The organism is Vibrio sp. 661, from assembly GCF_033339315.1.
GTDB lineage: Bacteria > Pseudomonadota > Gammaproteobacteria > Enterobacterales > Vibrionaceae > Vibrio > Vibrio alginolyticus.
Window position 1 is genome coordinate 99,381 of the sequence record NZ_JAWOUJ010000010.1, and the last position, 26,216, is coordinate 125,596.

The window sequence follows — 26,216 nt, forward strand, 5'->3', positions numbered from 1 at the left end:
CTATTGGAGAAAACATTATGAATAAGTTCAAGCTAAGGCTACCAGTCTTGCTTGGTGCGATGGCCGCAATTGCTGCACCATTAGCTCAAGCGGAATTGTTAGAATACAGCTTTAATACACCTGATGGTGCAGAACGCACATTATCTCCAAGCACCGTTTACGCCAACCCAACAGGGAACATAAAGTTCGCGTTGAGTGCAGGGATCGACCGTAAGGTTAAAATCTCTATCGTAAGGCCAGACGGTTCAGTGGTGAATTCGGCTACGAGTCACCTGCTTGGAGGCGCAGACCGTATTACAGTTAATGGAAAGTCCTATTATGGTGCGGAGTTAGAACTAGCCGCTCCGGGGGAGGGCGAGTACTCATTTAAGGCAGAAATTCTTACGTCTGTTGGAGATTCTGTTCAAACAGATACATACCCAATTATTGTAGATATCACACCTCCTGTTATTTCTGGGGAGATTCAGTGGGTCAGAAGTGGTTTTAGTATGGGTAGTATTGATGTCTTTAACCACGGTTATGCGGGTAAAGAGTTGAGATTGGAAGGGATTGATGATGATAGCGGTATATCGTCAGCAAAATTCTTTACCATCGACTCTTCTGGGCAAAAACGAGAAACGAACGCATCCTTGGATACAGTTCAGGGAGTGGCATCTTTACCTGTCGGCAGTGCAGTCAGTAGCTCGATGGCTCCTGAAAATCAAGCAGAGTATACTCTTGGTTTTTCAATCAGTGACGAAGCAGGAAACCAGACAGAAATCAGTAGAGTTTCAACGATTGATAAGGTTGTTCCCCAGGTCTGGACGGAAGTATTCGATAGTTCCGAAGGCATTTGGAAACCCTACACATCGGGTATGAATGTTTATGAAAACCCTGTTCAAATTCGTTACAAACGAAGAAAGCAGGAACATACTGCATTTAATGGAACAAAATATGGATGGGGAGATACAACCTATGATTCGGAAGATAATGAATTTATTTACCGAAATGTAAGTTTAAACTACCCTCAAAAATACTCATATTTCCATTTCTTCACCCAAGCTGGTGGTTACTCAACACATCGTTACGCAGATTTTAATTTTAATCTAGCTGGTGGGGCTTCTCTTGGTCCTAAACCAATAAAGCTTGAATATCATCTAAGTGATGGTGGGTGGGTCTCAAGTGAAAGACCACGCTACTCTCACCCTTACGTGGTGGATAAGGTCCGTATACATTCAGAAGCAAGGCCATATAACCAGAAAGCTTGGCTTAGTGGTTTTGGAGCTTGTGTGATCCCTGCAAATGAAACGTTTTGTGAGGCTGAGGTCAATGTAAGTAGGACATCAGGGCGAGGATACAGCCCAATTCAGTATTATGTAGCAAAAGAAGATGGATCATTTTCAGTGCATGGTGGGTATCTGTACACATTTTGGGATATGAATCCACCAACAATAGATAATGTCTCTGTTGATAAAACATTAGGCCAAATGACAGTACGGGTTATTGATAATGATAGAGTCAATAACTGGCAGATAAGTCATTGGGACACTAATGTGTTTAAAGCATATGCTGATAATGGTGAAGAACGGATCGAGCTGCCGCGTTCATCGTACACTTCACCTGACTATAAAACTAAAATTGCGACGTTTGATTTTGCTAGTCTGACCGATGGTAACTATTCCCTGTCTGCCGAAGCGATAGATACCTATGGGAACAGTGCTACGCAAAGTTATGGTGAGCAAATCTTAGTCGATAACACGCCACCAACGTTATCTGTCAATGTTACTGATGATGTCCAGTCTTTGGATGACGTTGTTATCAATCTTTCTGATAACTTAGACAGTACACCGAAGGTAACGTCGATTGCTTTAGTCGGCGGTCCGGCGGATGAATCTGTTCAATTGTCATGGCGTGAAGAGTCAAATGGTCGATTCCGTTTGGAATACCCTGTGATGTTCCCTTCGCTGGCAGAAGGTGAGAGTTATACTCTTACCGTAAAGGCTGTAGATAACCAGAGTAACGAAGCGACAAAAGCCGTAGTGTTTAACTATAAACCTCGTGAAATTACGCTTTCAGGCGGATTTAACGGCAATATGGCTATTCCGGCAGTTCCGTATGAGTTTACCTATGCAGACGGTAAGAACATCATCGAAACTGAACCTCTAACGTTAAGTGATGGTTCGGTCGTAACTGGCTCATACGACGTAATGGTGACATTGCGAAGTGATGCTCAAATTCCTTTGGTGGTAAACGGTATTCGAGTTGAACCAGGCCAAACTGCTGACATTATGAAAAATCATAGCTTTGCTTCTACTGGAGGACGATTAAGTATTCCAGTTCGAGCTGTTGATGGTGCAGATGCTGGCACAGCAAGCCTTTTGGTTATGACTACAGCGCCTAACTCACCAGTTTTGGTAGCCAATATCAAAACATGGAAAGCGAGTGAAAGCTTAACGGCCAATACCTGGGAAGTTCGACAAGTCATCGACAACTTCAATGTCCAAGTCTCTGCCGACTCAGGTGTACCATGTCGCTATTCGACGAACCTGCAAGAAGCTCAATCATCAGATCCTATCAAAGACCCTGTATGTTTTGTTGAGTGGGAGCAGATTCCAGATGAAGCCGAAGTGGTAAACAGTAATCGAGTTGCTGGTATATCTGGTCAAGCATTGCAGATCGGTGAACAGGATGTCACTTATGGTGTATATCTGTTTAACGGCGAAGATAAGGTAAAAATCGGCGGCGGTAACAGAAAGCTAAATGTGGTCTCTGCTTTGGGTTCAGTAACTTACTTACCAGAGTCAGATATTGCTCAAGTAGACCGTGTTATCCAGAACTTAAATGTTCAGTTACGACAAACCTCAGGTCCAAGCTGTATCCTGACGATGGATGCTGAAAAAGCCAAGCAAGATGAGAGTGGACGTGTATCCGAAGCGGCGCACAGAAGCTGCTTATTTGAGTGGAAAGAAGTTCCAGAAGGGCTGCTACAAGATACTCGATACGACACACCAACACTAATTGGTTCATTGGCAGAAAAAGCAACGGTTCCTTTAAGTTGGCGCGTTAGCATTTTCTCTCGTAGTGGAGCTCGTGTAGCGTTAGCGGATGAGACCTTTAACATCGAGGTTGTTGACCCAGCGGTTCCTCAAGTTGATCTGATGACCGATTATCACTTCAAGGACAACATCTACATCGTTCCTATGACTGGTGATTATTTCGGTGATGTCCAAGTGAATGCGAAGCCATCAGACTTGAGGGTTTCTATATCTAGGAACAATGAAACACTTGAGTCAGAAGTGCATTCATCCGGTATGGGTACAGCGATGAAGGTGAATCGTCGTATTCGAACAGATGACCGCAAACTGTGGGAAGAAGTAACTTACCAAGTTGACTCTTCATATGAAAAAGTACCTGAAATTAAGAGCACTAAAGAATATCGACTGATTGCAATGCCAAGCAAAGGTATTCGTCCAATGCTGTCAATGGATGGTAATACTGTTCTCGATATCCAAACGCTGAACGTAAAAGTCGATATACGCGATTTGTACCGTGGGAACGACGAATATGATGAAGCAACTATGGGGCAGTGGAAGGTTCGTCTGTCTCGTCAGATCTCTCCAGGAGAGATTGAACCAATGTCAGAATGGGTGGATGCAGAAAACGGTTCAGCTGAAATAGCAGTTGAAATGTCGAAAGTAGACTCTAGCTACATTCGATTTACCGCAGAAGCGAAGCTTGTTAGCCCAGTTGAAGGATATGAACGTATCGAGGCATCTCCAAGCCCAATTTTTGCTACGGTTCTTCGTGGTAACAAAATTGATGGTGAGGTTACAACTCGTCGTTTATCAGGTGCAGCTCCTTTCAATGCCGCTTTTAAGTTAGGTATTGTCGATCGGCTTGATTATCGTTCAGTTGGAGATGTCTTCTGGGAAGTGAGTAATGACGATGGTCAGACATGGAATGAACATGCTACAGAAGAGCGTAGAAAGTACAGTTTCGTAGAGAGTTTCGGTGTTGGTAAATATCTAGTTCGAGCTAAAGTTGTAAACGTAAACTCGGGCTTAGAAAAGTACACTGAAAATGTAGAAATTGTTTCGTATGAAGCGCTTGAAGTTGATGTTCCTGGTCCTGATACGCTCTTGGTGGGTAGTTCTTCTGAATACTCAGCGACCATTATGGATGGCGAGAACGCATTTGATGCAAGTAAAGCTGTGATTGAGTGGTCAGAAGATGGTGGTAAGACTTACACTACTGCGGCTCCACGTATCACGCTAACCAGAGAAGAACCACAACGAGTTAAGCTAATTGCTCGTGTACGTTCGACGATGGCTCCAGAAGATGATGCGTATGCGTATAGCCAGGCCAAGAAAACCGTAGAGTTTAAAGCTGTTAAAGCTCCGCGTATTCGTATTGATGGACCTCGTTTAGTAGAGAAAGACTTTACTTACAAACTAACCGCAGATACTCGACTGCCTTATCGAGATTTGGATGCCGAAGTTAAGGGTTTCTTCACGCTTCCTGATGGAACCATTATTGAAGGCAACACTGCTGAGTACGTTCCAAATCAAGCAGACTTGGATCAAGCTCGTGTTGAAATCAAATACACAGCATGGATCGACGGTTACAAGGAGTCTTCTACATCGGAAACGGTATACAAAGCTCGCGTATGGCAATATGTCTGGCCTGAGTTTGCACTCAGCTACAGAGCAAATGCAGATGTAGCACCAGCTATTGTTAGCGCTTCTGTTCGTCCTGTTGGATTCCGAGGCAAGCTTGAAGAGCCTACCTACGAATGGATCTTACCGGAAGGTGCAAAGCTTAAAGATCAACGAGACACGTCTCGCTCTTTTGAAATCACAGAGCCGGGCGAGCACCTTGTGAAGGTCATTGTGCGCGATGCTCGTGGTAACGAAGCAGAAGCTCAGTTAGCGATAACGGTAGGTCAAGCTGAAAACTATAAGGTAGAACTAGAATACTCAGGTTCAAATAAGCTAGATCGTGAACCTCTGGATGTTTTGGTTCGTCCATATATTGAAGGTGGACACCCAAGAGACCGAATTAATGTGATGCAGTACACCGTTAATGGGAAGTCTCTTGAAGACACTGGTCGTTATGGAAGAATGACGCTTGACGCGGGAGAACACACAATTAACTTCCGTATTAAGTCTGAAATGGGCAAAGAAGTGGAGAAAGAGTTGAAGATAAAAGTTATCGAAAACCAAGCTCCGGTTTGTTCTATCGACCACAGAGAAAGTACATTCGCATGGCTTGTGTATGCCTCATGTGATGATGTCGATGGTCGTGTAAAAGGATTTGAATGGACGCTTAATGGTGAACCTGTTGCCTCTTCATCACGAAGATTGACGATCAGCAAACGCAGCTATGATGCAATGCCAGAAGTTACTTTGACTGGTATAGATGATGCTGGTGGTCGCAGTGATCCTGTGACCCTTCAATAAAAGTATGACTATCTAAACCAAGCCCGGCACTCGCCGGGCTTTTTTGTCTCTCCGCTCTAATTGACCAAACAGGGCAACTACAGATGCAGGCTTGTATCCATATCCCGAATAAACTGCCAACTGATGAAAAAGTAACTGACGGTTAAAGGATAGGTATGTTGAAACAAGCAATAGCACCAGTGCTCATGCTGCTTAGTACTGTAGCAACAGCGAAAGATTTTACTGCTGCTGATGTGCAGAAAGCAGAGGCAAAGATTACTGGAATGGTTGAGTTGCCAATTTATGGCATCAATGCAGTAGAAAGTGACGGTCAAATCGTGTTTTTGTCAGAGAATGGACGCTTTGTTATTTCAGGACAAATCTACGATCTCTGGCAAAAGAAGCCTCTCAGTACGTTGACAGAAATGCGCGATGTCGCTGACCGATTTAGGCTACGTGACATGAATGTCGATATAGATGCGATGAATGTGGCAAAGCTTGGGACTGGCCCAAAAGAAGTAGTGGTCTTTGTTGACCCTCAGTGTGGTGCCTGCCACCAGCTAATGGAAGAGGCGAAAGCTCTTAAAGATGAATACACGTTTAAGTTTGTCGTGATACCTATTCTTGGTGATAAGTCAAACCGTTTAGCTCGCGCTCTGTCTTGCATAACTGACCAAGATAAAGCGTTTGAAGCGCTTAGCCAAAGAAAGCTTGGTTCCTACCCAACATCATGCAGCAGTAAACGTCATGATCTCACTCTGCTTACCGCACAGTTACTAAATATTCGAGGTGTTCCTTATTTGATTGCACCTGATGGGCGAGTCAACGCTGGCCGACCACAGAATATGGACCTGAAAACATGGCTGGAGAGCGATAAATGAACATTATTACGATAAGAAAAAAGCTCCAAGAAAAGCTTATCCCAGAGCATTTAAGAGCTGCTGGGATTGTCCCCGTGCTTGCGTACTCAGAAGATGATTACACCTTCTTGATGGATGATAAAAGCATTGGCTTTGGTTTCTACTGCCATCCTCTATGCGGGGCTGACGAAAAGATTCAAGAGCGTGTTAATGGTTTTATGAACCAGGAGTACCCGGCCAAAACCACCATGCAGTTTATCTTGTTTCGATCTCCTGACTTAAACCATGAAATGTATCGAATGATGGGGTTACGTGATGGTTACAGAGATGATCTGTTGACCTCTTCAATCGAGCAGCGAATGGAGTTTCTTCAAAAACATACGACCGAGAGAATGGTTGCCAAATGTAAGAAAGGAACATTTGATCTTGGTCTAATCCACGACCTAAAACTGTTCGTCACCGTAAAAGTGCCCATCAAACATGCCAATGAACCGTCTCAGGAAGAACTAGACTCTCTGGCAAACCTACGGACTAAAGTTGAGTCTTCACTAAGAACGATTGGTGTTCACCCTGTCCCCTTAACTGCTGTCGGTTACATCAGAACAATGAATACCATGCTCAATTGGGGGCCTGAGGCATCATGGCGAACAGATGGTTGCGATTGGGAAACAGACAAGCCCATTTGTGAGCAAATTTTTGATTACGGCACAGATTTGGAAGTTGATAAGAGCGGTCTACGTTTAGGCGATTATCACGTTAAGGTTATGTCTGCGAAGAAAATGCCCGACTCTTTCTATTTCGGTGATGCAATCACCTTTGTTGGGGATCTCAGTGGGGGCAACTCAGCTATTCGTGAAAACTACATGGTCGTGACAAACCTGTTTTTCCCAGAGGTTGAAAACACCAAGAATGCACTTGAAAGAAAACGTCAGTTTACAGTAAACCAAGCATACGGGCCTATGCTGAAATTTGTTCCAGTACTTGCTGACAAAAAGCATGACTTTGATGTTTTGTATGAGTCATTAAAAGAAGGCTCAAAACCTGTCCGTGTAAGTTACTCATTGGTGCTTTTTGCTCCTACAGCTGAACGCGCTCAAGCAGCAGCAACAGCGGCGCGTAACATCTGGCGCGAGAACCGCTTCGAGATGATGGAAGACAAATTTATCTCGTTACCAATGTTTATCAATTGCTTGCCATTCTGTACCGACCGAAAAGCCGTAAAAGATCTGTTTCGTTATAAAACCATGACCACTGAACAGGCATCAGTTCTATTACCGGTATTTGGCGAGTGGAAAGGGACTGGCACTTTCCACTCTGCATTGATTTCTCGTAACGGACAGCTAATGAGCTTGTCTTTGCATGATAGCGACACGAACAAAAACTTAGTGGTCGCAGCGGAATCTGGATCGGGTAAAAGTTTCCTTACCAACGAATTGATATTCAGTTACTTGTCTGAGGGGGCTCAAGTTTGGGTTATAGACGCAGGTAAGTCATACAAAGACCTGTGTGAACTGCTGAAAGGGGACTTTGTGCATTTCGCCGAAGGCTCCAACATTTGTTTGAACCCATTTGAACTGATCACGAACTGGAAAGAAGAAGAGGATGGTGTTGTCTCTATCGTCAAAGCTATGGCATCCGAGAAAGGCTTGTTGGATGAATACCAACTCGCAGGTTTAAAGCAAATTATGAACGAGCTCTGGGAAGTTATTGGCCGTGATATGACTGTAGACCACATCGCTGATAAGTGTTGTGAGTCTGATGAGCAACGAATTAAAGACATCGGTCAACAGCTATATGCATTCACATCAAAGGGTAGTTACGGTAGCTACTTCTCTGGTTCGAATAACGTTAACTTCCAAAACCGTTTTACAGTCCTGGAGCTTGATGAGCTACAAGGCCGCAAGCATTTACGTCAGGTTGTTTTGCTGCAAATGATTTACCAGATTCAGCAGGAAATGTTCCTCGGTGAACGTAACCGTAAAAAAGTCGTCATCATTGATGAAGCATGGGATCTGCTTAAAGAGGGTGAAGTTAGTACATTTATGGAACACCAATACCGTAAGGCAAGGAAGTACGGTGGAAGTATTGGTATTTGTACTCAGTCGATCAACGACCTGTATGAAAACCCTGTGGGTCGCGCTATTGCTGAGAACTCAGCTTCCATGTACCTACTTGGTCAGACAGAAGAGTCAGTAGAATCCGTAAAACGAAGTGGCCGTCTGTCTCTTTCCGAAGGTGGTTTCCATACCCTAAAAACTGTTCACACCATTCTAGGTGCTTATTCAGAAATCTTCATTAAATCAAAAGCTGGCATTGGTGTTGGCCGTTTGGTTGTAGGTGATTTCCAAAAACTACTTTATTCAACAGACCCGGATGACATCCGAGATATCAATAAGTATGTAGATCAGGGCTTAAATATCACTGACGCAATACGTCAAGTAATGCATCAACGTGGCATGGCCGCATAACTAAAAAGGAAAGGATGATGAACTTTAAATCAATTTTAATTGCGGCGTTGTTAGGTGCAGCTGGTGGATTTGGTGGTTCTTATTACTTCATGGTCAAAGAAACCGCAGCACTTCATGACCGATTAGCGTTAACGCCTCCAGTAGTTGTTGTGGATTTCACGAAAATTGCGAGCTCATACCCATCCGGAGCTGATGAGGCTGAGATCGAACAATTGATGCTTAAAACAAACAACGCAATCTTCAAACTCAAAGAAGCGGGGTACTTGATTATTGATGGTGCCGCTACTTTAGGTGCCCCTGAGGATATTTATTTACCTTCGGAGGTAATACTGGAATGAAGCTCATTGTTAGAAAAGAATCTTGGAAGCGATTTGCTTTAAAGGCTGCAATTGTACTTGCTCTTCTTTGGGTTGCTGGGACGTCCTTTGCGGGACGTTACCGAATCGGTTATGACCCTCAATTAGAGCGATGTTTACCTAATCATTCTGTCTACCTTATCGACCTAAAAGATAAAGAACTCCATAGAGATGCTATTTACGCCTTTTCAGCAAAGGGTATGGAGCCACTTTATGATGATGGAACAAGGATGTTAAAAGTCCTTTCCGGGATGCCAGGCGATACTGTTGAAGTCAATAAAAACTGGGAAGTTGTAGTGAACGGAGAGGTTAAACAAGTAGGGTTACAACTGGCTAATAAGTTGAATGTTCCTGCTAGTCATTTCTTTGGGAAAGGTGTTCTTCCAGAGAAACATTATTGGTTTCTCGGGGAAAGTATATCGAGTTTTGATTCACGCTATTGGGGAGCTGTAAAAGATGAGCAAATCATTGGCCGCGCATATCCGCTTTTCTAAATTGTCTGTATTAGTTGCGGCCCTCATTTCAAGTTCTGTTTTTGCTAGTAACAGTCCTCTAACTAGCGAGGATATGGCTATCATCGAGCAAGGAAGAGAGTTGGCAGAGAAGGCTCGCCAAATGGAAGAGCTTCCTGATTGGGCGAAGAATAAAAATCTAGATCAATCTCAGGTAGAAGCACGTCAGTTTTTTCAGCAATTACAAGAATCTGACCCCACGCTGAAAGCAATGGCAGAAAGACAGGCCGAAAAAAGTGTCTACACAGGGCACTCCACTCTTATTTTTGCATCTTACTCATTGGGAAAAGAAGGGCTGAAAGACGTCCTTGATACGGCATCAGGTGAAGATGATGTGGTAGTGGTTTTCCGTGGAATTCCGGATGGTATGAGCATTGGTGATGGCATCAAAGCTGTTCAAAAATTAGCAGAGCAAATGGACCCAGTGCCTAATGTCGTTATCAACTCTGTTTTGTTCCAAAAACATAATGTCACGTCAGTACCAACAATAGTCGTGCTTGAAGAAGAAACTAAGCCTGGACACGATCCCAAAGAACTCGCAAAAGTTACAGGTTTATCGACGCTGGAGTGGATAAGAAAAGAGGTGGATGCTGGTGAGTCTGGCGACTTCGGAGTTCGAGGTCCAGCAGTTGAAATTGCGGAGCAAGACTTTATCGAGAGAGCTAAAGCTCAACTAGCGGGTATTGACTGGGAAGAAAAGAAAGATCAGGCAGTAAAGCGGTTTTGGCATAACCAGCAGTTCAACGAAAGACCACGGGCACCACGATATAGAGAGCGATTGCTTGACCCAAGCATATACCTATCGAAGGACATAAGTACCGCTGAGGGAGTTGTGTTTGCTCGTAAAGGTGAGGTTATAAATCCACTTTGCGCTCACGGCGAAGAGTGTAAGCCGGGAACTCGTCAGTTTACTCAGGCCGTTATCATTTTCGACCCTTTAGATAAAAAGCAAATGGAACTGTTGACTGAACTTGTCCCTAAAGTGCAGCAAGAACGTGGGGTTCAAAGAGTCACATATATTGCTACTCAGTTTGAGCGCGATAGTGGTTGGGATTCATATAAACATGTTACGGACACAGTTGACGCTCCTGTTTATCTGCTTACGCCGGATGTAGTTAATCGCTTCCAAGTCGAGTACACGCCAACAGTAATTACAGCTCAAGGGAATAACTTTTTGGTAAGGGAATTTGATGTTAAGGAGGCTGTGGAATGAACCTGATCCCTGCATTTCAGACGATTACCTCAAATGGTAGCAATACTGTTGGAGCAGAAGTACTTTCTAGATGGCACCATCAAGGTCAAGTCTATGGTCCAGCAGACCACAAAACACCGATTAATTGGGGTATGGTGGATTTAGAGATAATGAAATCTCTGATTCCCCTTGTCCCTGTTATCGAAAGGCTTTACCCCAGTATTTTTATTAACGTATCGCCACAGACATTGAGCTTTTCAGACATGCGAATGAAGTGGTTCAAATTGTTGAAAGAGCTTACAGATAAAGCCCCATTCCAAGTAGTTATAGAAATCACGGAAAAGGTAACACCAGAACAGTTGGATAACGCATGGTCCTTACTTAGTCAGTTCAATGTTGCTTTAGCTATGGATGACTTTGGAGAAGATCACTCATCAGTTAGTCGCCTAACATCTTACTCTTGGCAATTTTGCAAAGTTGAAATAGGACAATTGAAGGGTTTGGCAGGTAACGCGGCGGTTCAGTATTGTCGTCTTAACAACATAACACCGATTGCAGAACGAGTTGAAAGTGTAGCTCAATCAGAAGTGGCAAAACTTCTTGGATTAGAGTGGCAGCAAGGTTTTTTGCATGGCAAACCCGTCACGTTCGACCTTGAAGTGAACTCATTAATAAAACAAGCACAAGTATCTGAGCCAGTTAGAGTTGGAGTTATGTCGTGAATAAAATATTGAATTCAATTTTATTAGTGGCCCTATTTGCCTTGGCGGGGACTGCTAAAGCTGATCCAGGATGCCAGAATGCAGAAGTCATTGGCCCTAAACTTTTTACTGATATCTGTTGGTCATGCATATTTCCGATTCGAGTGGCAGGGGCAACAATGAGCGGAGGTGGTGGTTCTTATCCGTCTGATGCAGTTGGGAGCCCTTTGTGTGCTTGCCAAGATAACAATGGGATACCACGACCAGGTGTAACTACGTCAATGTGGGAACCTGCTCGTTTGGTTGAATTTCAACGAGTTCCAGGGTGCTCTTCTGTGCTTAATGGAACTAGATTCCCCTTTGACAGAACGTTCCAAGGTCATCATGGAGAAGGAACGATGGACGGTGGTGATGGCTCATTTATGCATTATCACTTTTACGCCTTTCCTCTTATGACAATGTTGGAACTGTTCGTGAAGAAGACCTGCAATGCTGATGGTTACTCTGATTTAGATATTATGTACCTGTCCGAGTTAGACCCTACTTGGAACTCTGATGAACTTGCATTTTTTACTAATCCCGAAGCTGCTGCTGTCGCTAATCCTATAGCAGCGGCAGCATGTACAGCTGACGCTGCGGCTGCGAGTATTGGTAAGCCTCTCAAGCAGTTGTTTTGGTGTGCAGGTAGTTGGGGGTCAATTTACCCTTTAAGTGGAAACCAAAATGGTGGAAAAGGGGTGATCAAAGACAGTAGTCTACTTGCAACCCGTGTTCTAACAGCTTTGCATCGTCGAGGTTTGTCATGGAAGACGATGGGTTCTGATGCAATGTGTAATGGTGTCATAAGCCCAACATTACCCAAAACACAATACAAATTTACCTTATTGCATCCAGTCGCAGAAACAAATTCTTCACATGTTATCGGAGAGTCAACGTTAACGTGGGGGATAGGGAAAACAATTCCAGCAATAGGTCAAGATCCTATTTACACGATATGGCGCTGGAATGATTGTTGTAATAACTAAAGCTCAACAAAGAAATCACTAATAACTAGCCCCGTTTTGGGGCTTTTTCTTTATATGGAGGACATGAGCAGCGTAGGTAAACGACCCCAGTGTTGTCCAAAATGGACAGTTCCACAGTCTAAAGAAACTCGGTCGGGCGACTATCATGGCGATATATGTTGAGGGGTAATAAGAACGGGTTACAGGAATAAAGTAATGAGAAATTATACAAGGTTGATGAGGGCTGTCGCTTCTCTGCTAATAGTGACAACCCCTTTCTTGCCGATACATGCCTATGCTAACGGCAATAGCGCTAGTGAGGCAGGACGAGAAGCGCAAGTTTTAGCAAATGATTTAGTGTCTTCGTTCAAGTCCGCTCCAGGAGGAGTTAACAACGGAAATATTAGTTTTCCAACACTTGAAAATGGTCAATTTCAAAATGGTGGTGGAACTATAAATGTAAATGATTTATTTCCGGGTACAAGCAGCTCCAATAGTGACCCTTCAAGTTATTACTTCCCAGATGGAAACCCGAACTTAGGTGAACTAGAAGGTGTCTATAATGACAACAATGGTATGGATTCTATTGGTGGTAATGCAAAAAGCTCTCTATGGAGTGATGCTAATAGTGGGAGCCCCACCATATCAGGAGCAGCCTACAAAGTTCTCTTGGATGCAACAAACCAATCAAAGCCTGATTTCAGCAATGACCCCTTGATGAACCTTAGTAAGAAAACCTATGAAGACATTGATGTGATATCAGAAGGTTTTGGTGATTGTTCTGCTGAAACAATCATTAACAACAATACAATTGCAACGCATATACCAGATTATAGAACTTGTGAAAGGGTAACGGATAAAAGTGCCGATTGTGAAGTGTTGCATGAGTATGACGCTGAAATCATAAAATACCATGATGGCCCATTTAACATTAAGCCGTGTGGGGATGATTGTATTGAACTTTGGATCGGTAAAGTTGGCGATAACTACTGGTCAGGCTGGTGTACAATCTATGAGCAGGCAACACAGGTTAGAGTTGATAATCCTGATGCAATCATTTCAGCGACACTAGAATATGCTAAGTGGGATGACTATATGCAAGTATTAGTAGGTCCTCCTGGCAGTGAAAACAAAGTATGGCAAGGTCCGAATAGTAACTTCCCCCCAGAAACTCCCGGTGCATGTGAGCTAAGTACAAGTTGGCAAACTAACCCCAACACTGATGTGACGTCTCACTTTAAAAACACAAAACCAGGCGATGTGGTTAGTTTTAAAATCAGAGTTTCTGTTGCTGGTAATGGTGAAGGTTTTGGTCGGATAAAAATTAAGTACGATCGTTCAAAAGCAGTATTCAAAGACACATGGACCCCGCAGAGTTGTCTCGATGCAGCTGTAGGTATCCGAGATGGTTTTGCTTCTGGTCAATTCTCTTGTATTGAGCAACCATCTGATGTAAATGCGTCTGGTTGTGTAGTAAAAAATGGATTTAAAGTTTGCGAGGACATGTTGAGTGAGCCTCCTTTGCCTGGGATACCTAAGTTATGCACAAAAGTCAGAGTAAAAGCTGACTATGACTTCTACAAGGGGCAAATGGAGTGTTGGACTGACCCACAAGGAGAAATACAGTGCCCAAATAATCAAGGTGGCAACCTTGATTCATGTAAGGTTCTGGAAGATAACCCGCAGTGCGGTTTTGTTAGTTCTAAGTGTGTGGAAGGTGCTCAGGGAAGTTCAGGAACATGTTATGTGCAAGAAGATACCTTTGATTGCGGGACGGATGTTGATGTACCTACTTTAGACAAAGAAACAAACTTTACATGTGGTGGGCCAATAAAATGCATGGGTGACGAGTGCTTAGACGTTAATAAGACACAAAGTACCGACTTTGCCAGAGCTGCCGCACTGCTGAATGCTGCTCAGTTTATGACACAAGATATGGCGTGTACTGGTACTGATGGTAACGATAACCCAACAGGTACAGAAAACGTTATTTGTAAGGCTTTTGGTGGCGATCCAGGTGAATGTAAAAAAGCTGTTGGGGGGGCTCAGGATTGTTGTGAGAAACCAAGCGGCCTATCTATGGGAGACTATCTGACTCTTATGATGTCAGTTCCTAAACTGGATGGTGCCATTATGTCACTGGATAACGGCAGTGCAATTAAAGGTGCTTATCAAGCCATCCGTGATCCAGCCATTAGTGGTTGGACCGAAATCACCAAGCCGTTCACTTCATATATTGAGAACATTACAGGTGCGATTGACAACTTTACTAAACCAATCACTGACTTGGCAAAAGAGGCAATTCAGGCTCTCAAAGATGAAATCACCAAAATAACCAGTAAAGCTCTAGGGAATGCATCTGCATCAGGAAGCGCTGGTGTACCAGCTGGCGCATCGGAAGGTATGATGGAGCAAATGGTAGGACAACAGGCAGCGAGTGTACTAAGTGGTATTATGGCCGCGTATACCGCTTATGTTGTGGCTATGATGATCATTCAAATAGTTTGGAAGTGTGAAGAAGAAGAGTTTGAATTGAATGCAAAAAGAGCATTGAATAGCTGCACTAAGGTTGGTTCATATTGCAAATCAAAAGTGCTGGGAGCATGTATCGAAAAACGCGAAGCATACTGCTGTTTTAGCTCTCCACTATCACGAATTATTCAGGAGCAAGTAAGACCTCAGTTAGGAATGAACTTCGGCCCTGCAAAAGCTCCTCAGTGCGATGGTATTCCACTGGATCGTTTATCTGAGATTGACTGGACACAGGTAAATCTGGATGAATGGTTAGCTTTGCTGAGAGTTAATGGTCACTTTGACGATCCTGCTGGTATGACTTTAGACCGCCTTACTGGATCTGGTAGTGCGTTTAATGTTGATGGAACTCGACTTAATGCTCAAGAGCGAGCTGAGGAGAGATTGAAGGGGTCTGATCTCGATAAAACAAGAAAAGATGCGGGAGACTCCATCCTTCCAGATACAGGTGCTCCAGGTTATTAAAAAGACCAGTTGTATACACATTAAAGGCGCTCCCATTTTGAGCGCCTTTTTTCTTGTTTGAAATATTCGCTGAACCTGTTAGATTAAATCCATGAGGTTTGAGCGTTTCCCTCGGCATCCACCAGTGCCAAAACGTGATACCGCAAACCAGTTAACCTGAAACTAATGGCTGTGTTTGCGCGAGGTGGACGTAGCAAAAATTTTAAGCCAAGTGAAGGGATTAACTTATGGATACTCCATACCCAATTTATCCGTCTCAAACGGATGCATTCAAAAATATCGCCAAGTCATTTGCATCTCTTATAGCAAAAGAGTCCAAAACCAAAGTTCTGAGCGCATTCAAACGTAATGACTGGCTGGCTCAGTCTTTAGGCTATAAAGGACACGCAGATTTACTTCAATCGACTCAGTTTCGAAAGCAGGCCGACCAAGGCGAACCTTTAAGGTGCTTTCTTCACGAGAGCATTCGAACTGCGATCAGTCAAACATTCTCGTCAAAGATGCCAGATATACCTCCTCAAATTATTGAAAGGGCAAGTTTAGAAATGAATGACGCCGAAGTGGTTTTGTCTAATACTCACCCAGAAGCAAAATTGCCTATGATGCTTGATGAAGGGAGTAAGTATTTTTCTGGGTCATTCGAGAAAATACGAGATGAAATAAACGCTGCGGCAACGCGAAAAAATTATGTGCCTGTTCTAAAGCTCGATTTTTCAGAATCACCATTCAATGTATACGCAGTACTTATGGAACATTCTGCCCTAAAAGCATTTAAGGTAGATCCTAATCGCCGCGATGTAGAATTGATTTATCTCAAGCCCAAAGGTGATACATCTAGTAGTAATTGGAAAATTAGAGCTTCACTAGATGTTTGGGGAGCGGAAACGATCCCTGCTGACGTGCTAAATGACTGGTGTGTTTTCCGTGACTGGTTATTGCAATTCAATCTCGTTGGCCGTACTCATATCTCTGAGAGATTGAAAGATCATAGATTTATTACTTTCCACACGCAGAGTCATCCTGAATACACACTTGAAAAGTTGTACGGAGATCTGAACAGTGAAGAAGATAAAAATCTGTTGTACGCATTGTTAAACCCTAACAAACGATTGATGAATGATGAATCGTCACGAATTGATAGTCGTGGTAATGGCTTCAACAGTACATTGAAATACTCATCGGAAATTTTAAAGATGATTTCGGGAGAAAAGGGTAGCAACAACCAGCGAGGCTGGACAATTGATGGTGTGTTTGAAAATGAAGCGATAGAACACTATGAGCCCATTCAATCAGGTTATGCTTTCCGATTAAAAGGTATGTCCACGGTAGTTACAGTGACATTGACGCCGAACGCAGAGACTGGCTGGGTCGATTACAAGCTGAGTCACTACATTAAAACTCCAGAACAAATGAGCAAATATGTTCCAAGTAGACAATCGGGTGACTATCTTGAGTATGCCTTGCAACGTGGAGTAACAACGATTACCGATTTTTATAAAATCGCAGTACGCAATGGTCACATTCCAGATGACTCGTGGCTAATAGCGAATAGTTAAAGTTAATGATGACATTTTTGACTTTCACATGTGAAAGTGAGAAACACAAAAAAGCCCTTCTGTTGTAGAAGGGCTCTCAATAGATAACCGACATAAAGCGTTAAGCTGCCTTTTCATCTTCCCCAGATTCAGCATTGTCGGCTTCGGATGCAATTTCTTCATCAGTAGTTTCTTGAGTTGGAGCAGCTGCTTCAACTTCATCTTTCTTGCCTTTGGAGTGCGCTGAGATGCGAGCTCTCTTCTCAATACCAATAATTCGGCCAGCAAGTTTGATTAAGCGTTGTTGCCATTGATAAGTGGCGTCTTTGCGCTGTTTGCTTGTGAGGATACTATTTAGCCATAGAGTATCGACTAACAACATCAAGTTATCTAACTTGCGCACTAGGTGAGCAAATTGAGCTACTTGTGGTGAGTTGATCTCGATATCGTACTGGTTTGGGCTTGTATATTCTGGAGCGCCTTCAATTCCGTTGTCTTCCATCAGCTTTTGTAGCTGATTAGTGGCGGTATCAAGATCAACGGATACTTTCTCGATGTGCTCCTGGATGATGCTTTCTACTTGGTCAATTTCATCTTGTTCACCAATGATTCGCAAAATAACATCAATCGAAAACAGTGAATCGGAAACGCGCTGAAAGCTGCGTTCGACTACACGTTGAGCTTGCAGACTGTTCACTTTCAGCACTCGTTTGAATACAGGGCGAGAAAGGTCCGCATTGTTGCGCTCTTTTTTGGTTGGTTGTTGTTCCAAAGAGGTTTCTGCTAAGTCTGTCATTTCTTTCTCCTTCAATTGAATACAGATACAGATAAACGCAGATACAGGATAAAAGGTCTATTGACGAATCCTTAGCTACAAATGTGCCCAGAACGGGCAGATAGAACGATTTATTACATTTTACGAGAAGTGCTATAGTAAAGACTCTTTAGTCGCTCTGCGGCTTTATGTGAGATAGCTGGTCTCCACAAACAATCAGCATTAATCATATGCCGTATGGCATTTCAAAACCCAATCGGGGGAACAATACCCCGACCAAGGGTGTTGCTCCCCTTAGTTTTATAAGGAGTAACACCATGCACATCATCACTTTCGTTTTTGTTATCGTAGCTAGTCTTGGCGCATTGTACGTAGGAGCAATGGTATTTGCGAAAGCATTTACTTTTCTTGCGTTGCAGTTCCAGAACTTAGGTTTGTTCTTTTGGAACAAAGCGAGTAACAAAGCGCGGTCTGTACAGGCCGTTATCAAAGAAAAAGCTGAACAAAAAGCGAAAGCTGTTCAGACTGCTGTTGTTCCTGAGCCTGCTCAAGAACAACCGACTCCGGCTAAACCTGTCGATGAATATGCTTATCTAGAAATTCCAACGTATATCCGTAAAGGAAAAACGCTGGTTTGGTAAGTAGATCTTTAAGGGTATAGCTCAACCAAAAGACTTGACTGATGAGATGTACAACACGTACATCTCATCTTTCATCTCTAAAAATAAAAACCCTGACGGGGGCAACTACCCCGTAGGGGTGAGTTTGTCTCTGTCGTTTAAAAACGTTCAAAAAGGAGACAAATCATGAACAAAATTACATTTACTTTCTGGAAAGCCATCTTGAATGTAGTGCTGGGCTTAGGTACTGGTGCTGTTATTACTGGTGGTATTGGTCTTATGACTGGTGGTGTACATCCCGCAGCTGTGCTCGGAGCTAATGTCGCTGCTGTTGTTATGGGATTAGTTTTCATGGCAGCTTACGTTGTTGGTTCTATCATTCTGGTAGCATTTAGTGACAGTGGATAAATAGGCTCAATTTTGAGCTTAATTTTCGTTAGGATCTGAATGACACTTTGAGGACAGAACAATGACAACAGGAAGCCTGTTATATTTTTCGCTCATCTTGGGGGGCCTGATAGCTATCATTGTTATTGGGTTGATAACCAAGAAGATTGTAGAAAAAAAGTTAAACAAAAAGCACGATAATCGTGATCAGTAATTTAACCCTGGCGGGGGACCTACCCCAGAAGGGATAGGGTATCTCTGCTTAACAAGCAAGGTAACTTATATGAATACTGTACACTTTTGTGGATATGATTGTGATGTAAGAAAGATCCAATATCCAAATCAACAATTAGCTCTAGAGCTGGTGGCCTCGGACACAAAGAATAATAGTCAGCAAGGTATTATTCCTGGAGAGCCAGTTTGTGTTGCAACGGTTTGTTTGCCTGATTTCAAGTTCAAGCCACACCAGTCAGCGATCTCAGAGATTACTCTGAGTTGGCTGGTATTCTGGATGTACTTGAAGAAGCAAAAATTGTTAAACGCACAGGTCAGCAATTACCCACGGGGTATGTATCTGTTCCTGTTGTGAATGTGTTGATTTAGCTTTATAGCCAAGATAAACAAGCTCCAATGGGGCTTGTTTTCAAAGCATGTAGTGGTACGTGTTTTGAAAACAAGCGTCATAGGAGTCATGTATGGTAAAAAACATGCCAGTATCAGGTATTGCTTTTAGCGGTACTCAGGTATTTGGCGTTTCAAATTCAAAGCCTCCATAACCTGGCTCTTTGTTACACAATGAAGGACACAGGCTAAGGAGGACAGTTCATGCCAAGTAAGATCCAATACAAATTACGTCCCTTTTTATACAGCAATAGTTCACTGTCTCTGAGTAGCGTGTGTTTCGTTTTCCATTATGTAAATGTTCATTCAAAGCAAATTGGGTCAGGAGAATTATTGCATTGGGGATAAGATAGTATGAGAGTTCACTTGTATGATGATTGCGCGGGTGTGTTGTATTTAGCCAGTGGCCGAACGATATCTATCAATCCACGACAATTTTGTAGTGTTATTGAAGCTCAAGAGGTTATTACTGACTGGGCTAAGCGTTTAGGTATTATTGGTCAAAATGACACTATATCCGCGTATTCATAATCAAATTCGGCCCAGTTTAGGGCCGAACTTACCAAGTCTTTTTAGGCATACGACAATTATGCCTAAAAAGATTTTTGCTCTCATCTGAGAGTGAAGATGCGATAGCTGGTCGCTAAAAACAAACAGCAATTAACGTTAATTGAAATAGCCCAACCGGGCACACTTAGCCCGGTACGGGTCTAGGTGTGCCCACAACCAATTAGGAGCGCACCTATGTCTCAACAATATGCAAACTTCAAAGTACGTGATGTTTTTGGTATGCCGGATATTCCGGAAAAGATTCTCGCTAAAGGCTATGCCGATAGCAGCAATCCTTTTATTCCACAAACTCACGCCGATTACGTTTTCCGAAAGGAGTTCTTGAGAGAATGCTTAGCATTTTTGAATGATCCCTGCGGTGATGCGTACTATGTCACCGGACCAACAGGTTCTGGTAAAACTTCTGGCATTACAGAAATTACAGGGCGTCTCAACTGGCCTGTGCAACAAATTACGGCTAATGGTCGTTTAGAGTTCACAGATTTAGTTGGACATCATGCCTTGATTTCACCAAAGCCTGGAGAAACTCCCGTCATGCAATTCATGTATGGCCCTTTAGCAATCGCTATGCGTGAAGGCCATGTCCTCCTCATTAACGAGGTTGATTTGGTTGACCCAGCAGAGCTTTCCGGTTTAAACGACATTCTTGAAGGTCGTCCACTGGTTATCGCTCAGAATGGTGGAGAAATCATCAAACCACATCCAATGTTCCGCGTTATTGTCACTGGTAACAGTACAGGCTCAGGTGATCCATCAGGATTATACCAAGGCGTAATGATGCAGAACTTGGCCGCAATGGATCGTTATCGTTTCTCTGTTGTGCCATATATGGCAGAGCAAGATGAACGCGGCGTTCTGGAGCGAGTAGTTCCTCGTCTTCCTGACAACATTCGTAATGGTATGGTTCGAATTGCTAATGAAATTCGTAAACTATTTATGGGTGAAAACGGGGATGATGGACAAATCAGCATCACAATGTCTACGCGGACACTTGTGCGCTGGGCAAAACTAACGTTGCAATTTCGTGGTGCGCCAAATGCCATTGAGTATGCCTTACAACAATCATTGCTAATCCGAGCCTCAAGTGAGGAGAAAGAAGCTGTCATTCGCATAGCGAAAGACGTTTTCGGTGAGCAGTGGCGATAGGGGGATCTCATGGATACGCAAAACATGATTTGCAAACGTTACATCCGTGAACGTGGAACGACTATCGACAAGGTAATGCTTGGTTACAAGCCAGTTCAATGGTCCATCGATCCTGATGGGCCAACTGAATACCAATTGGTAGAGTTCTTTGAGTTAAACGGGTGGAAAGAGACTATCTTGCTCGATGGGCAGATAATCAGAGCCACCAGCTTAGATACGATTCCTGTCACCGTGAAAGAGAAAGAAAATCAGCATGTTGATGATCTGCTTAAAGAGGGGTACTCCTTCCTCGATGAAGTGCAGGTAAACGCCACAACAAAAGCTGTGTCTTCTCTTGAAGCCGAAACAGAATCAAAAGATGGTTACTCACTGAGCTGGTTGTTGTCATCGCCTGTTGATGCTTCAAATCATGCTCTACTCCGAGGGTTTATTGTCGGGGTCTTTACTGATGGTGCATCAAAGCTTGGCTTCGATGTTGCCAGAGAGAAAGGATCTCAATCTCAATTACCTGATGTTTTAATGAGAACCAATAAAGGGTATGAGCTAACTGTAAAAAGCGGCGCTAGCGAAAACACCATCTGTCCAACGATGTTGGAAGGTGCTGGGACGCTAACTGCTTCGGATGGCTATGAGCCTTTACTGATGTTCATTTATTTACAACGCAGATTTGAGCAGGAGTTTTTTAAAGATGATGAAAAACGCTTGGTTAAAATCTGTGGAGAAGATGGTGATCTGTTTATTTATGACGGATTTGATTCTTTGGAAGGAATATTTTTTGAGTTCGGATGGAATTACAACGAAGTTAGAGAAGCGGCAGAACGTCTTGGTTTAGTCGCCGAACTATTTCGATTGGATAACATTGATTGCGAAACCGAAGATTCCTATTTTTAACCCCTAGAGGGGCACTGTGCCCTAAGGGGTCATGGTGTCCCTTCCATCTCAACGGAGAGAACACCATGTCTACAAAACCAGAAACGAAATCATTAGTTGAAAGAATGGCTCAGCGGTTTGGGGTTGATGCTAAGAAGTTTTTTGAAACTTTAAAGCTAACAGCCTTTAAGCAGCGAGACGGAAGCGCACCAACTGATGAGCAGATGATGGCATTACTCATCGTAGCGGAGCAGTACAATCTGAATCCGTTTACGCGAGAAATATACGCTTTCCCCGATAAAAGCGGCGGCATAGTACCTGTTGTTGGTGTTGATGGCTGGAGCCGGATTGCCAACGAGCACAAGCAATTTGATGGGGTGGAGTTTGAATACTCTGAAAATCTTATTGAAATGCCCGGAGCAAAGGTGAAATGTCCAGAATGGGTGGAGTGTATCGTTTACAGAAAGGACCGTACACGGTCTATACGTATTCGAGAATATCTTGATGAAGTCTATCGTCCACCAGTCGAAGCAACGGGTCAGTACGGTCCTTACACTGTTATTGGCCCTTGGCAGACTCACACGAAACGACAGTTACGACACAAAGGCTTTATCCAAGGTCTGCGTATCGGTTTGGGGTTTTCTGGAATTTACGATCAAGATGAAGCTGAACGCATAATTGAAGGTGAAGCGCATGTTGTATCGTCAGAACAAACCACAAAACAACCAGCTGTCATTGAAGCCTCAAGTCCATTGGCCTTGGAGCATAAAAAGAAAATGGACCCACTTTTAAAACAACTTGCAGATAGAGCTATTGCGCAAAATGCGTGGTCAGCAACTCACGAGTATGTTGAAAGTCGGTTCTCTGGTGCCGAGTTGGAGTATGCGGTTCAATATTTGCGTGATGCAGAGATTGATAGCATGGAACCAGCTGTAACCCAAAAAGCTTCTATCCAGGAAAAGGGAAATGTTGACGATGTTCAATCTGAGTTACCAGATGAGCCGATTCAGCATGATCCTGATCCTATAGAAGAAGGTTTGCACGAACCTGATCCTGAACTGGAAGAGGGTGGTGACGGCAACTACTTTTAACCCCTTGCGGGGGAGTTCCCCCGCGATGGGGACTCCTCCTGTTAAATACAGGAGAGAGCTATGAAAATCGTCAATCTATCTCAAAGGAGCGAACAATGGTTGGAATGGCGTAAAGGTGGTATTACTGCTACTGACGCCTGCATCCTACTAAATCGTTCTCCTTATAAAACGGAATGGCGACTCTGGGCTGAAAAAACAGGCTATGCTCGTGAAGTCGATCTAAGTCTAAACCCTCTGGTGCGCCAAGGGGTTGAAAACGAAGATAAAGCAAGACGTGCATTTGAGGAGAAGTACAATGATATTCTCTTACCTGTTTGTGTCGAGTCAGTTCAATATCCATTGTTTAGAGCATCGCTCGATGGTCTACGAGGCAATGGTGAACCTGCTGAACTGAAATGTCCTAGCGAAACGGTCTGGAACGATGTTTGTTCTGAACTAAAAAACAGCAAGGCTTATCAGTTATATTACCCTCAAGTTCAACATCAGTTGTTAGTTACTGGTGCAAAGCAAGGGTGGCTAGTTTTCTACCGAAATGGGCAACTCAAGGAGTTTGTTATCACCCGAGATGAGCCTATGATAAAAGAAATTGTGGCTAAGGGCACAATCTTCTGGAAAAGAGTCACTGAGCGTAAAGAGCCTGAGAAAGACCCCAAGCGAGATCTTTTTATACCGCAAGGTAAGGAAGTGAACGAGTGGATTTACGAAGCGGAGCAGTACCGACTTTATGACGCAGAAATTAAGCAGTTGGAAGATAGGTTGCAAGCGTTGAAAGATAAGCGGCAACCTCACCTTGATAAAATGAAATCTTTGATGGGTGAATATTTCCATGCGGATTATTGCGGTGTAATGATCACTAAGTACAAAGCCGCTGGTCGGGTAAATTACCAAAAGCTACTTGAAGAAAAAGGTTCGAATATTAAGCCTGAGGATCTTAACTCGTATAGAGAGGAGACCTCAGAGCGTTACCGAGTAACGGTTACAGGCTCTGTTAACCCGAGGTACATTCAAGATGAAGAGGTTTTAGCCCCTTTAAACGATGTGTCTCTAGAAGTAGAGTCAGCCTATTTTTAGGCATAAATAACAAGCCCTTTGGGGCTTGTTTCTAAAGCATATCGCGTCAGTGTGTTTTAGAAACAAGCAACAAAGGGCATCTACAATGAAAACACAGAACTTCAAGCTCATGTACCTACATGGTGGCCGCTGGCTAGAACGTATCTACAAAGATACGATTTATGCCAATGTACAAAGAGTGGCAAACTCTTTCCCAAAAAGTGTTACCTGGTACATTGAGCCTATGTGAAATGTAGACATGAAAGGGGGAATGTATTCCCCCCCTTTTCCATTGAAGATTGCTTTTTCGGTCTTCAACGGAAAAGGACGAATTCTACTCTCATCGAGAGTGAAGACGCGATAGCTGGTCGCTAAAAACAAACAGCATCAAACTCATTTCAATTTAACCCAACAGGGGAGCTTCTCCTGTTCGGAGTTAGCCTCCTGTCTATTGCACTAGGAGGCAACCATGAAAAACTACAAGCTATGTTATAAAAAGAAAGGTTCTCCGAACTGGATGACCCGAGTATTTAATGACACCTTGTACGACAATGTTCAACGTGTTGGAAATTCATTTCCATCCACCTTTACCTGGATGATTATTCCTGCGTAACTCACTTTAACTTTATAGCCCAACCGGGCACATCATGCCCGGTTCGGGACATGGTGTGCTTTCACTTTGCTGGAGAATAAACCATGTCAAAAGTTAAACATCTCGAAAATCTATGCGTTATTAATGCTGATTTTGATATCTGGAGTGGGCAAACTCGTTTGTCTGCATCTGACTTTAAATTGGGTGCTGGTGGTGAAATTCCACCAGAGAAAGTAGCTCAATTAGGGTCGAAAAAAATCTGTGATCCAGCGAAGCTGAAAGGCTTTCATCGCTTGAAAACAGAAACTCGACGTTTTTTGCTTAGCTATGGTATGCCATTCATGAATGGCTATGCTGTACCCGTAGCAAAAACTGATGAGATTTGCGCCAAGTTGGACAAGATTGACGTCGAAGTTCAACAGTTAAAACACGAGTTCGTTACTGGCTACAACAATGCCGTTGATGAATGGTGTCGAGAAAACCCTGAATACGAGACTGCTATTCGTGCTGGAGCTCTTCCTCGTGAAGAAGTAGAAAAACGAATTGGTTTTGAATATCAGGTGTTTATGGTTCAACCTACTCAAGATGAGCAAAGCGCACACAGACTTAATCGTAAGGTTGAGGAGTTGGGCGATGATCTCATTGCTGAGGTGGTAAATGATGCCAATGATTTTTACAACAAACGTTTAGCTGGGAAGATGCATGTAGCAACAGCTACAGGCGCAACGCTAAAAAACCTACGTGATAAAGTGGATGGACTGTCATTTTTGAACAGCGCATTCACTCCGCTCGTTAGCCTGCTCGATCAAACACTAGCAGGGTACGAAAAGCACGGAGCTGGAAAGCGTAATATTGAAGGTATGTTCGTCTTTCAAATTATGGCCGCTGTATTAATCATGTGTGATCGCAAACGTATTCAAGAATACGCTGGTGGTTCGCTTAGTGTTGATGATGTAGCCAAAACCTTGACCAGAGATGAACTCAGCTCATTAGAGTCTGGAGCTTCTGATCAAGAAGATGAAAGTGAAGGTGTTGAGAGTGATGAGGCACTGGAACAACCATACGTTCAAACGCAAAGCCAAGAAGTTAACCAAGAAGATGGTGAACAAGTTAATAACTTAGAACCTGAAACTATTTTGGATGACTTCGAAGCGTTTTTAGCCAACCGCACATCCAGTGCAAACCAAGATGACGAGGAAGATGATGCTTTGGAAGACAAAAGCGATGTCTCTTCTCAGACTCTGTGGGATGCAGACCTAAATTGTGATGACATTCCAGTGGAAGACTATAGCCAAGACCCAGCAGATTATGTTGGCAAGGACTTTGGTCAATCTCACTCTAATGATCATGTTGTAAGTCAACCTGAACAGCAACCAACTGAGCTTGATGATCAGGATTGTTATTTTTAACCCCCTCGGAAGGGACAACCACCTTTCCGAGGGTGGTTTGTTT

At 43.3% G+C, this 26,216-nt stretch carries 21 protein-coding genes; 20 read left to right on the forward strand and 1 reads right to left on the reverse strand.

Annotation, left to right across the window (positions count from 1 at the left end):
* Nucleotides 1–17 precede the first annotated feature (17 nt).
* The 10 genes from R7P69_RS16810 to R7P69_RS16855 all read left to right on the forward strand — a co-directional run bounded on the left by R7P69_RS16810 (nucleotide 18) and on the right by R7P69_RS16855 (nucleotide 17,063).
* The gene (locus tag R7P69_RS16810) at nucleotides 18–5,438 is read left to right on the forward strand and encodes an Ig-like domain-containing protein (protein WP_101905925.1); all 5,421 of its coding nucleotides are present in this window, start codon (nucleotides 18–20) and stop codon (nucleotides 5,436–5,438) included.
* Nucleotides 5,439–5,593: 155 nt separating this feature from the next.
* The gene (locus tag R7P69_RS16815) at nucleotides 5,594–6,298 is read left to right on the forward strand and encodes a DsbC family protein (RefSeq protein ID WP_014386716.1); all 705 of its coding nucleotides are present in this window, start codon (nucleotides 5,594–5,596) and stop codon (nucleotides 6,296–6,298) included.
* A complete protein-coding gene (gene traC / locus R7P69_RS16820) occupies nucleotides 6,295–8,745 on the forward strand; it encodes a type IV secretion system protein TraC (protein WP_014386717.1) in 2,451 nt (816 codons plus the stop codon). The genes R7P69_RS16815 and traC overlap by 4 nt, the downstream gene beginning before the upstream one ends.
* A gap of 17 nt (nucleotides 8,746–8,762) precedes the next feature.
* Nucleotides 8,763–9,083: a hypothetical protein gene (locus R7P69_RS16825; RefSeq protein WP_041154752.1), complete on the forward strand. Its 321-nt coding sequence runs from the start codon at nucleotides 8,763–8,765 to the stop codon at nucleotides 9,081–9,083.
* Nucleotides 9,080–9,595 carry a S26 family signal peptidase gene (locus tag R7P69_RS16830; protein WP_069541826.1) on the forward strand — a complete coding sequence of 172 codons (516 nt, stop codon included), beginning with the start codon at nucleotides 9,080–9,082 and terminating at the stop codon, nucleotides 9,593–9,595. Before R7P69_RS16825 ends, R7P69_RS16830 begins: the two co-directional genes overlap by 4 nt.
* Nucleotides 9,558–10,826 carry a TrbC family F-type conjugative pilus assembly protein gene (locus R7P69_RS16835; RefSeq protein ID WP_014386720.1) on the forward strand — a complete coding sequence of 423 codons (1,269 nt, stop codon included), beginning with the start codon at nucleotides 9,558–9,560 and terminating at the stop codon, nucleotides 10,824–10,826. Before R7P69_RS16830 ends, R7P69_RS16835 begins: the two co-directional genes overlap by 38 nt.
* Nucleotides 10,823–11,527, forward strand: a complete 705-nt coding sequence (locus R7P69_RS16840) for an EAL domain-containing protein (protein ID WP_014386721.1) — start codon at nucleotides 10,823–10,825, stop codon at nucleotides 11,525–11,527. Before R7P69_RS16835 ends, R7P69_RS16840 begins: the two co-directional genes overlap by 4 nt.
* Before the next feature lie 5 nt (nucleotides 11,528–11,532).
* Complete coding sequence (locus R7P69_RS16845; protein WP_395238665.1) at nucleotides 11,533–12,531, forward strand: TraU family protein; 999 nt, start codon at nucleotides 11,533–11,535, stop codon at nucleotides 12,529–12,531.
* 195 nt (nucleotides 12,532–12,726) lie between these two features.
* Nucleotides 12,727–15,507 (forward strand): conjugal transfer mating pair stabilization protein TraN, encoded by a 2,781-nt coding sequence (gene traN, locus R7P69_RS16850; RefSeq protein ID WP_014386723.1) that lies wholly within the window; start codon nucleotides 12,727–12,729, stop codon nucleotides 15,505–15,507.
* 227 nt (nucleotides 15,508–15,734) lie between these two features.
* Nucleotides 15,735–17,063, forward strand: a complete 1,329-nt coding sequence (locus R7P69_RS16855) for a hypothetical protein (protein ID WP_138221979.1) — start codon at nucleotides 15,735–15,737, stop codon at nucleotides 17,061–17,063.
* A 100-nt stretch (nucleotides 17,064–17,163) separates the two neighbouring features.
* On the opposite strand, the gene R7P69_RS16860 is transcribed toward R7P69_RS16855, so the two are convergent.
* On the reverse strand, nucleotides 17,164–17,838 hold the full coding sequence (locus R7P69_RS16860) for a DUF1845 domain-containing protein (protein ID WP_014386731.1): 675 nt from the start codon (nucleotides 17,836–17,838) through the stop codon (nucleotides 17,164–17,166).
* 296 nt (nucleotides 17,839–18,134) lie between these two features.
* On the opposite strand from R7P69_RS16860, the gene R7P69_RS16865 reads away from it, so the two are divergent.
* From R7P69_RS16865 to R7P69_RS16910, 10 genes are all read left to right on the forward strand, one after another.
* Entirely contained in the window at nucleotides 18,135–18,458 is a 324-nt protein-coding gene (locus R7P69_RS16865; protein ID WP_014386732.1) for a hypothetical protein, read from the forward strand.
* Nucleotides 18,459–18,623: 165 nt separating this feature from the next.
* Nucleotides 18,624–18,845 (forward strand): hypothetical protein, encoded by a 222-nt coding sequence (locus R7P69_RS16870; RefSeq protein WP_014386733.1) that lies wholly within the window; start codon nucleotides 18,624–18,626, stop codon nucleotides 18,843–18,845.
* A 262-nt stretch (nucleotides 18,846–19,107) separates the two neighbouring features.
* Entirely contained in the window at nucleotides 19,108–19,413 is a 306-nt protein-coding gene (locus tag R7P69_RS16875) for a hypothetical protein (RefSeq protein WP_052481498.1), read from the forward strand.
* A 386-nt stretch (nucleotides 19,414–19,799) separates the two neighbouring features.
* Nucleotides 19,800–19,976: a hypothetical protein gene (locus tag R7P69_RS16880; RefSeq protein WP_014386735.1), complete on the forward strand. Its 177-nt coding sequence runs from the start codon at nucleotides 19,800–19,802 to the stop codon at nucleotides 19,974–19,976.
* A gap of 213 nt (nucleotides 19,977–20,189) precedes the next feature.
* Nucleotides 20,190–21,161 carry an AAA family ATPase gene (locus tag R7P69_RS16885; protein ID WP_014386736.1) on the forward strand — a complete coding sequence of 324 codons (972 nt, stop codon included), beginning with the start codon at nucleotides 20,190–20,192 and terminating at the stop codon, nucleotides 21,159–21,161.
* Nucleotides 21,162–21,170: 9 nt separating this feature from the next.
* Nucleotides 21,171–22,052, forward strand: a complete 882-nt coding sequence (locus R7P69_RS16890; RefSeq protein ID WP_014386737.1) for a hypothetical protein — start codon at nucleotides 21,171–21,173, stop codon at nucleotides 22,050–22,052.
* Nucleotides 22,053–22,117: 65 nt separating this feature from the next.
* Nucleotides 22,118–23,122, forward strand: coding sequence for a phage recombination protein Bet (gene bet / locus R7P69_RS16895; RefSeq protein WP_014386738.1), 1,005 nt, complete (start codon nucleotides 22,118–22,120; stop codon nucleotides 23,120–23,122).
* Nucleotides 23,123–23,182: 60 nt separating this feature from the next.
* Nucleotides 23,183–24,193, forward strand: coding sequence for a YqaJ viral recombinase family protein (locus R7P69_RS16900; protein ID WP_053309197.1), 1,011 nt, complete (start codon nucleotides 23,183–23,185; stop codon nucleotides 24,191–24,193).
* 85 nt (nucleotides 24,194–24,278) lie between these two features.
* Nucleotides 24,279–24,422 (forward strand): hypothetical protein, encoded by a 144-nt coding sequence (locus R7P69_RS16905; protein WP_164496844.1) that lies wholly within the window; start codon nucleotides 24,279–24,281, stop codon nucleotides 24,420–24,422.
* Nucleotides 24,423–24,868: 446 nt separating this feature from the next.
* Nucleotides 24,869–26,173: a DUF3150 domain-containing protein gene (locus tag R7P69_RS16910; protein ID WP_014386741.1), complete on the forward strand. Its 1,305-nt coding sequence runs from the start codon at nucleotides 24,869–24,871 to the stop codon at nucleotides 26,171–26,173.
* Nucleotides 26,174–26,216: the final 43 nt, after the last annotated feature.

Excerpts from the sequence above, each read along its gene's own strand:
- R7P69_RS16865 (WP_014386732.1), top strand. The coding sequence starts at position 18,135 with ATGCACATCATCACTTTCGTTTTTGTTATCGTAGCTAGTCTTGGCGCA.
- R7P69_RS16830 (WP_069541826.1), top strand. The coding sequence starts at position 9,080 with ATGAAGCTCATTGTTAGAAAAGAATCTTGGAAGCGATTTGCTTTAAAG.
- R7P69_RS16875 (WP_052481498.1), top strand. The coding sequence starts at position 19,108 with ATGAATACTGTACACTTTTGTGGATATGATTGTGATGTAAGAAAGATC.
- traC (WP_014386717.1), top strand. The coding sequence starts at position 6,295 with ATGAACATTATTACGATAAGAAAAAAGCTCCAAGAAAAGCTTATCCCA.
- R7P69_RS16885 (WP_014386736.1), top strand. The coding sequence starts at position 20,190 with ATGTCTCAACAATATGCAAACTTCAAAGTACGTGATGTTTTTGGTATG.
- R7P69_RS16860 (WP_014386731.1), bottom strand. The coding sequence starts at position 17,838 with ATGACAGACTTAGCAGAAACCTCTTTGGAACAACAACCAACCAAAAAA.
- R7P69_RS16855 (WP_138221979.1), top strand. The coding sequence starts at position 15,735 with ATGGATACTCCATACCCAATTTATCCGTCTCAAACGGATGCATTCAAA.
- R7P69_RS16900 (WP_053309197.1), top strand. The coding sequence starts at position 23,183 with ATGAAAATCGTCAATCTATCTCAAAGGAGCGAACAATGGTTGGAATGG.
- R7P69_RS16840 (WP_014386721.1), top strand. The coding sequence starts at position 10,823 with ATGAACCTGATCCCTGCATTTCAGACGATTACCTCAAATGGTAGCAAT.
- bet (WP_014386738.1), top strand. The coding sequence starts at position 22,118 with ATGTCTACAAAACCAGAAACGAAATCATTAGTTGAAAGAATGGCTCAG.
- R7P69_RS16905 (WP_164496844.1), top strand. The coding sequence starts at position 24,279 with ATGAAAACACAGAACTTCAAGCTCATGTACCTACATGGTGGCCGCTGG.
- R7P69_RS16835 (WP_014386720.1), top strand. The coding sequence starts at position 9,558 with ATGAGCAAATCATTGGCCGCGCATATCCGCTTTTCTAAATTGTCTGTA.
- R7P69_RS16910 (WP_014386741.1), top strand. The coding sequence starts at position 24,869 with ATGTCAAAAGTTAAACATCTCGAAAATCTATGCGTTATTAATGCTGAT.
- traN (WP_014386723.1), top strand. The coding sequence starts at position 12,727 with ATGAGAAATTATACAAGGTTGATGAGGGCTGTCGCTTCTCTGCTAATA.
- R7P69_RS16825 (WP_041154752.1), top strand. The coding sequence starts at position 8,763 with ATGAACTTTAAATCAATTTTAATTGCGGCGTTGTTAGGTGCAGCTGGT.
- R7P69_RS16870 (WP_014386733.1), top strand. The coding sequence starts at position 18,624 with ATGAACAAAATTACATTTACTTTCTGGAAAGCCATCTTGAATGTAGTG.
- R7P69_RS16815 (WP_014386716.1), top strand. The coding sequence starts at position 5,594 with ATGTTGAAACAAGCAATAGCACCAGTGCTCATGCTGCTTAGTACTGTA.
- R7P69_RS16810 (WP_101905925.1), top strand. The coding sequence starts at position 18 with ATGAATAAGTTCAAGCTAAGGCTACCAGTCTTGCTTGGTGCGATGGCC.
- R7P69_RS16890 (WP_014386737.1), top strand. The coding sequence starts at position 21,171 with ATGGATACGCAAAACATGATTTGCAAACGTTACATCCGTGAACGTGGA.
- R7P69_RS16880 (WP_014386735.1), top strand. The coding sequence starts at position 19,800 with ATGAGAGTTCACTTGTATGATGATTGCGCGGGTGTGTTGTATTTAGCC.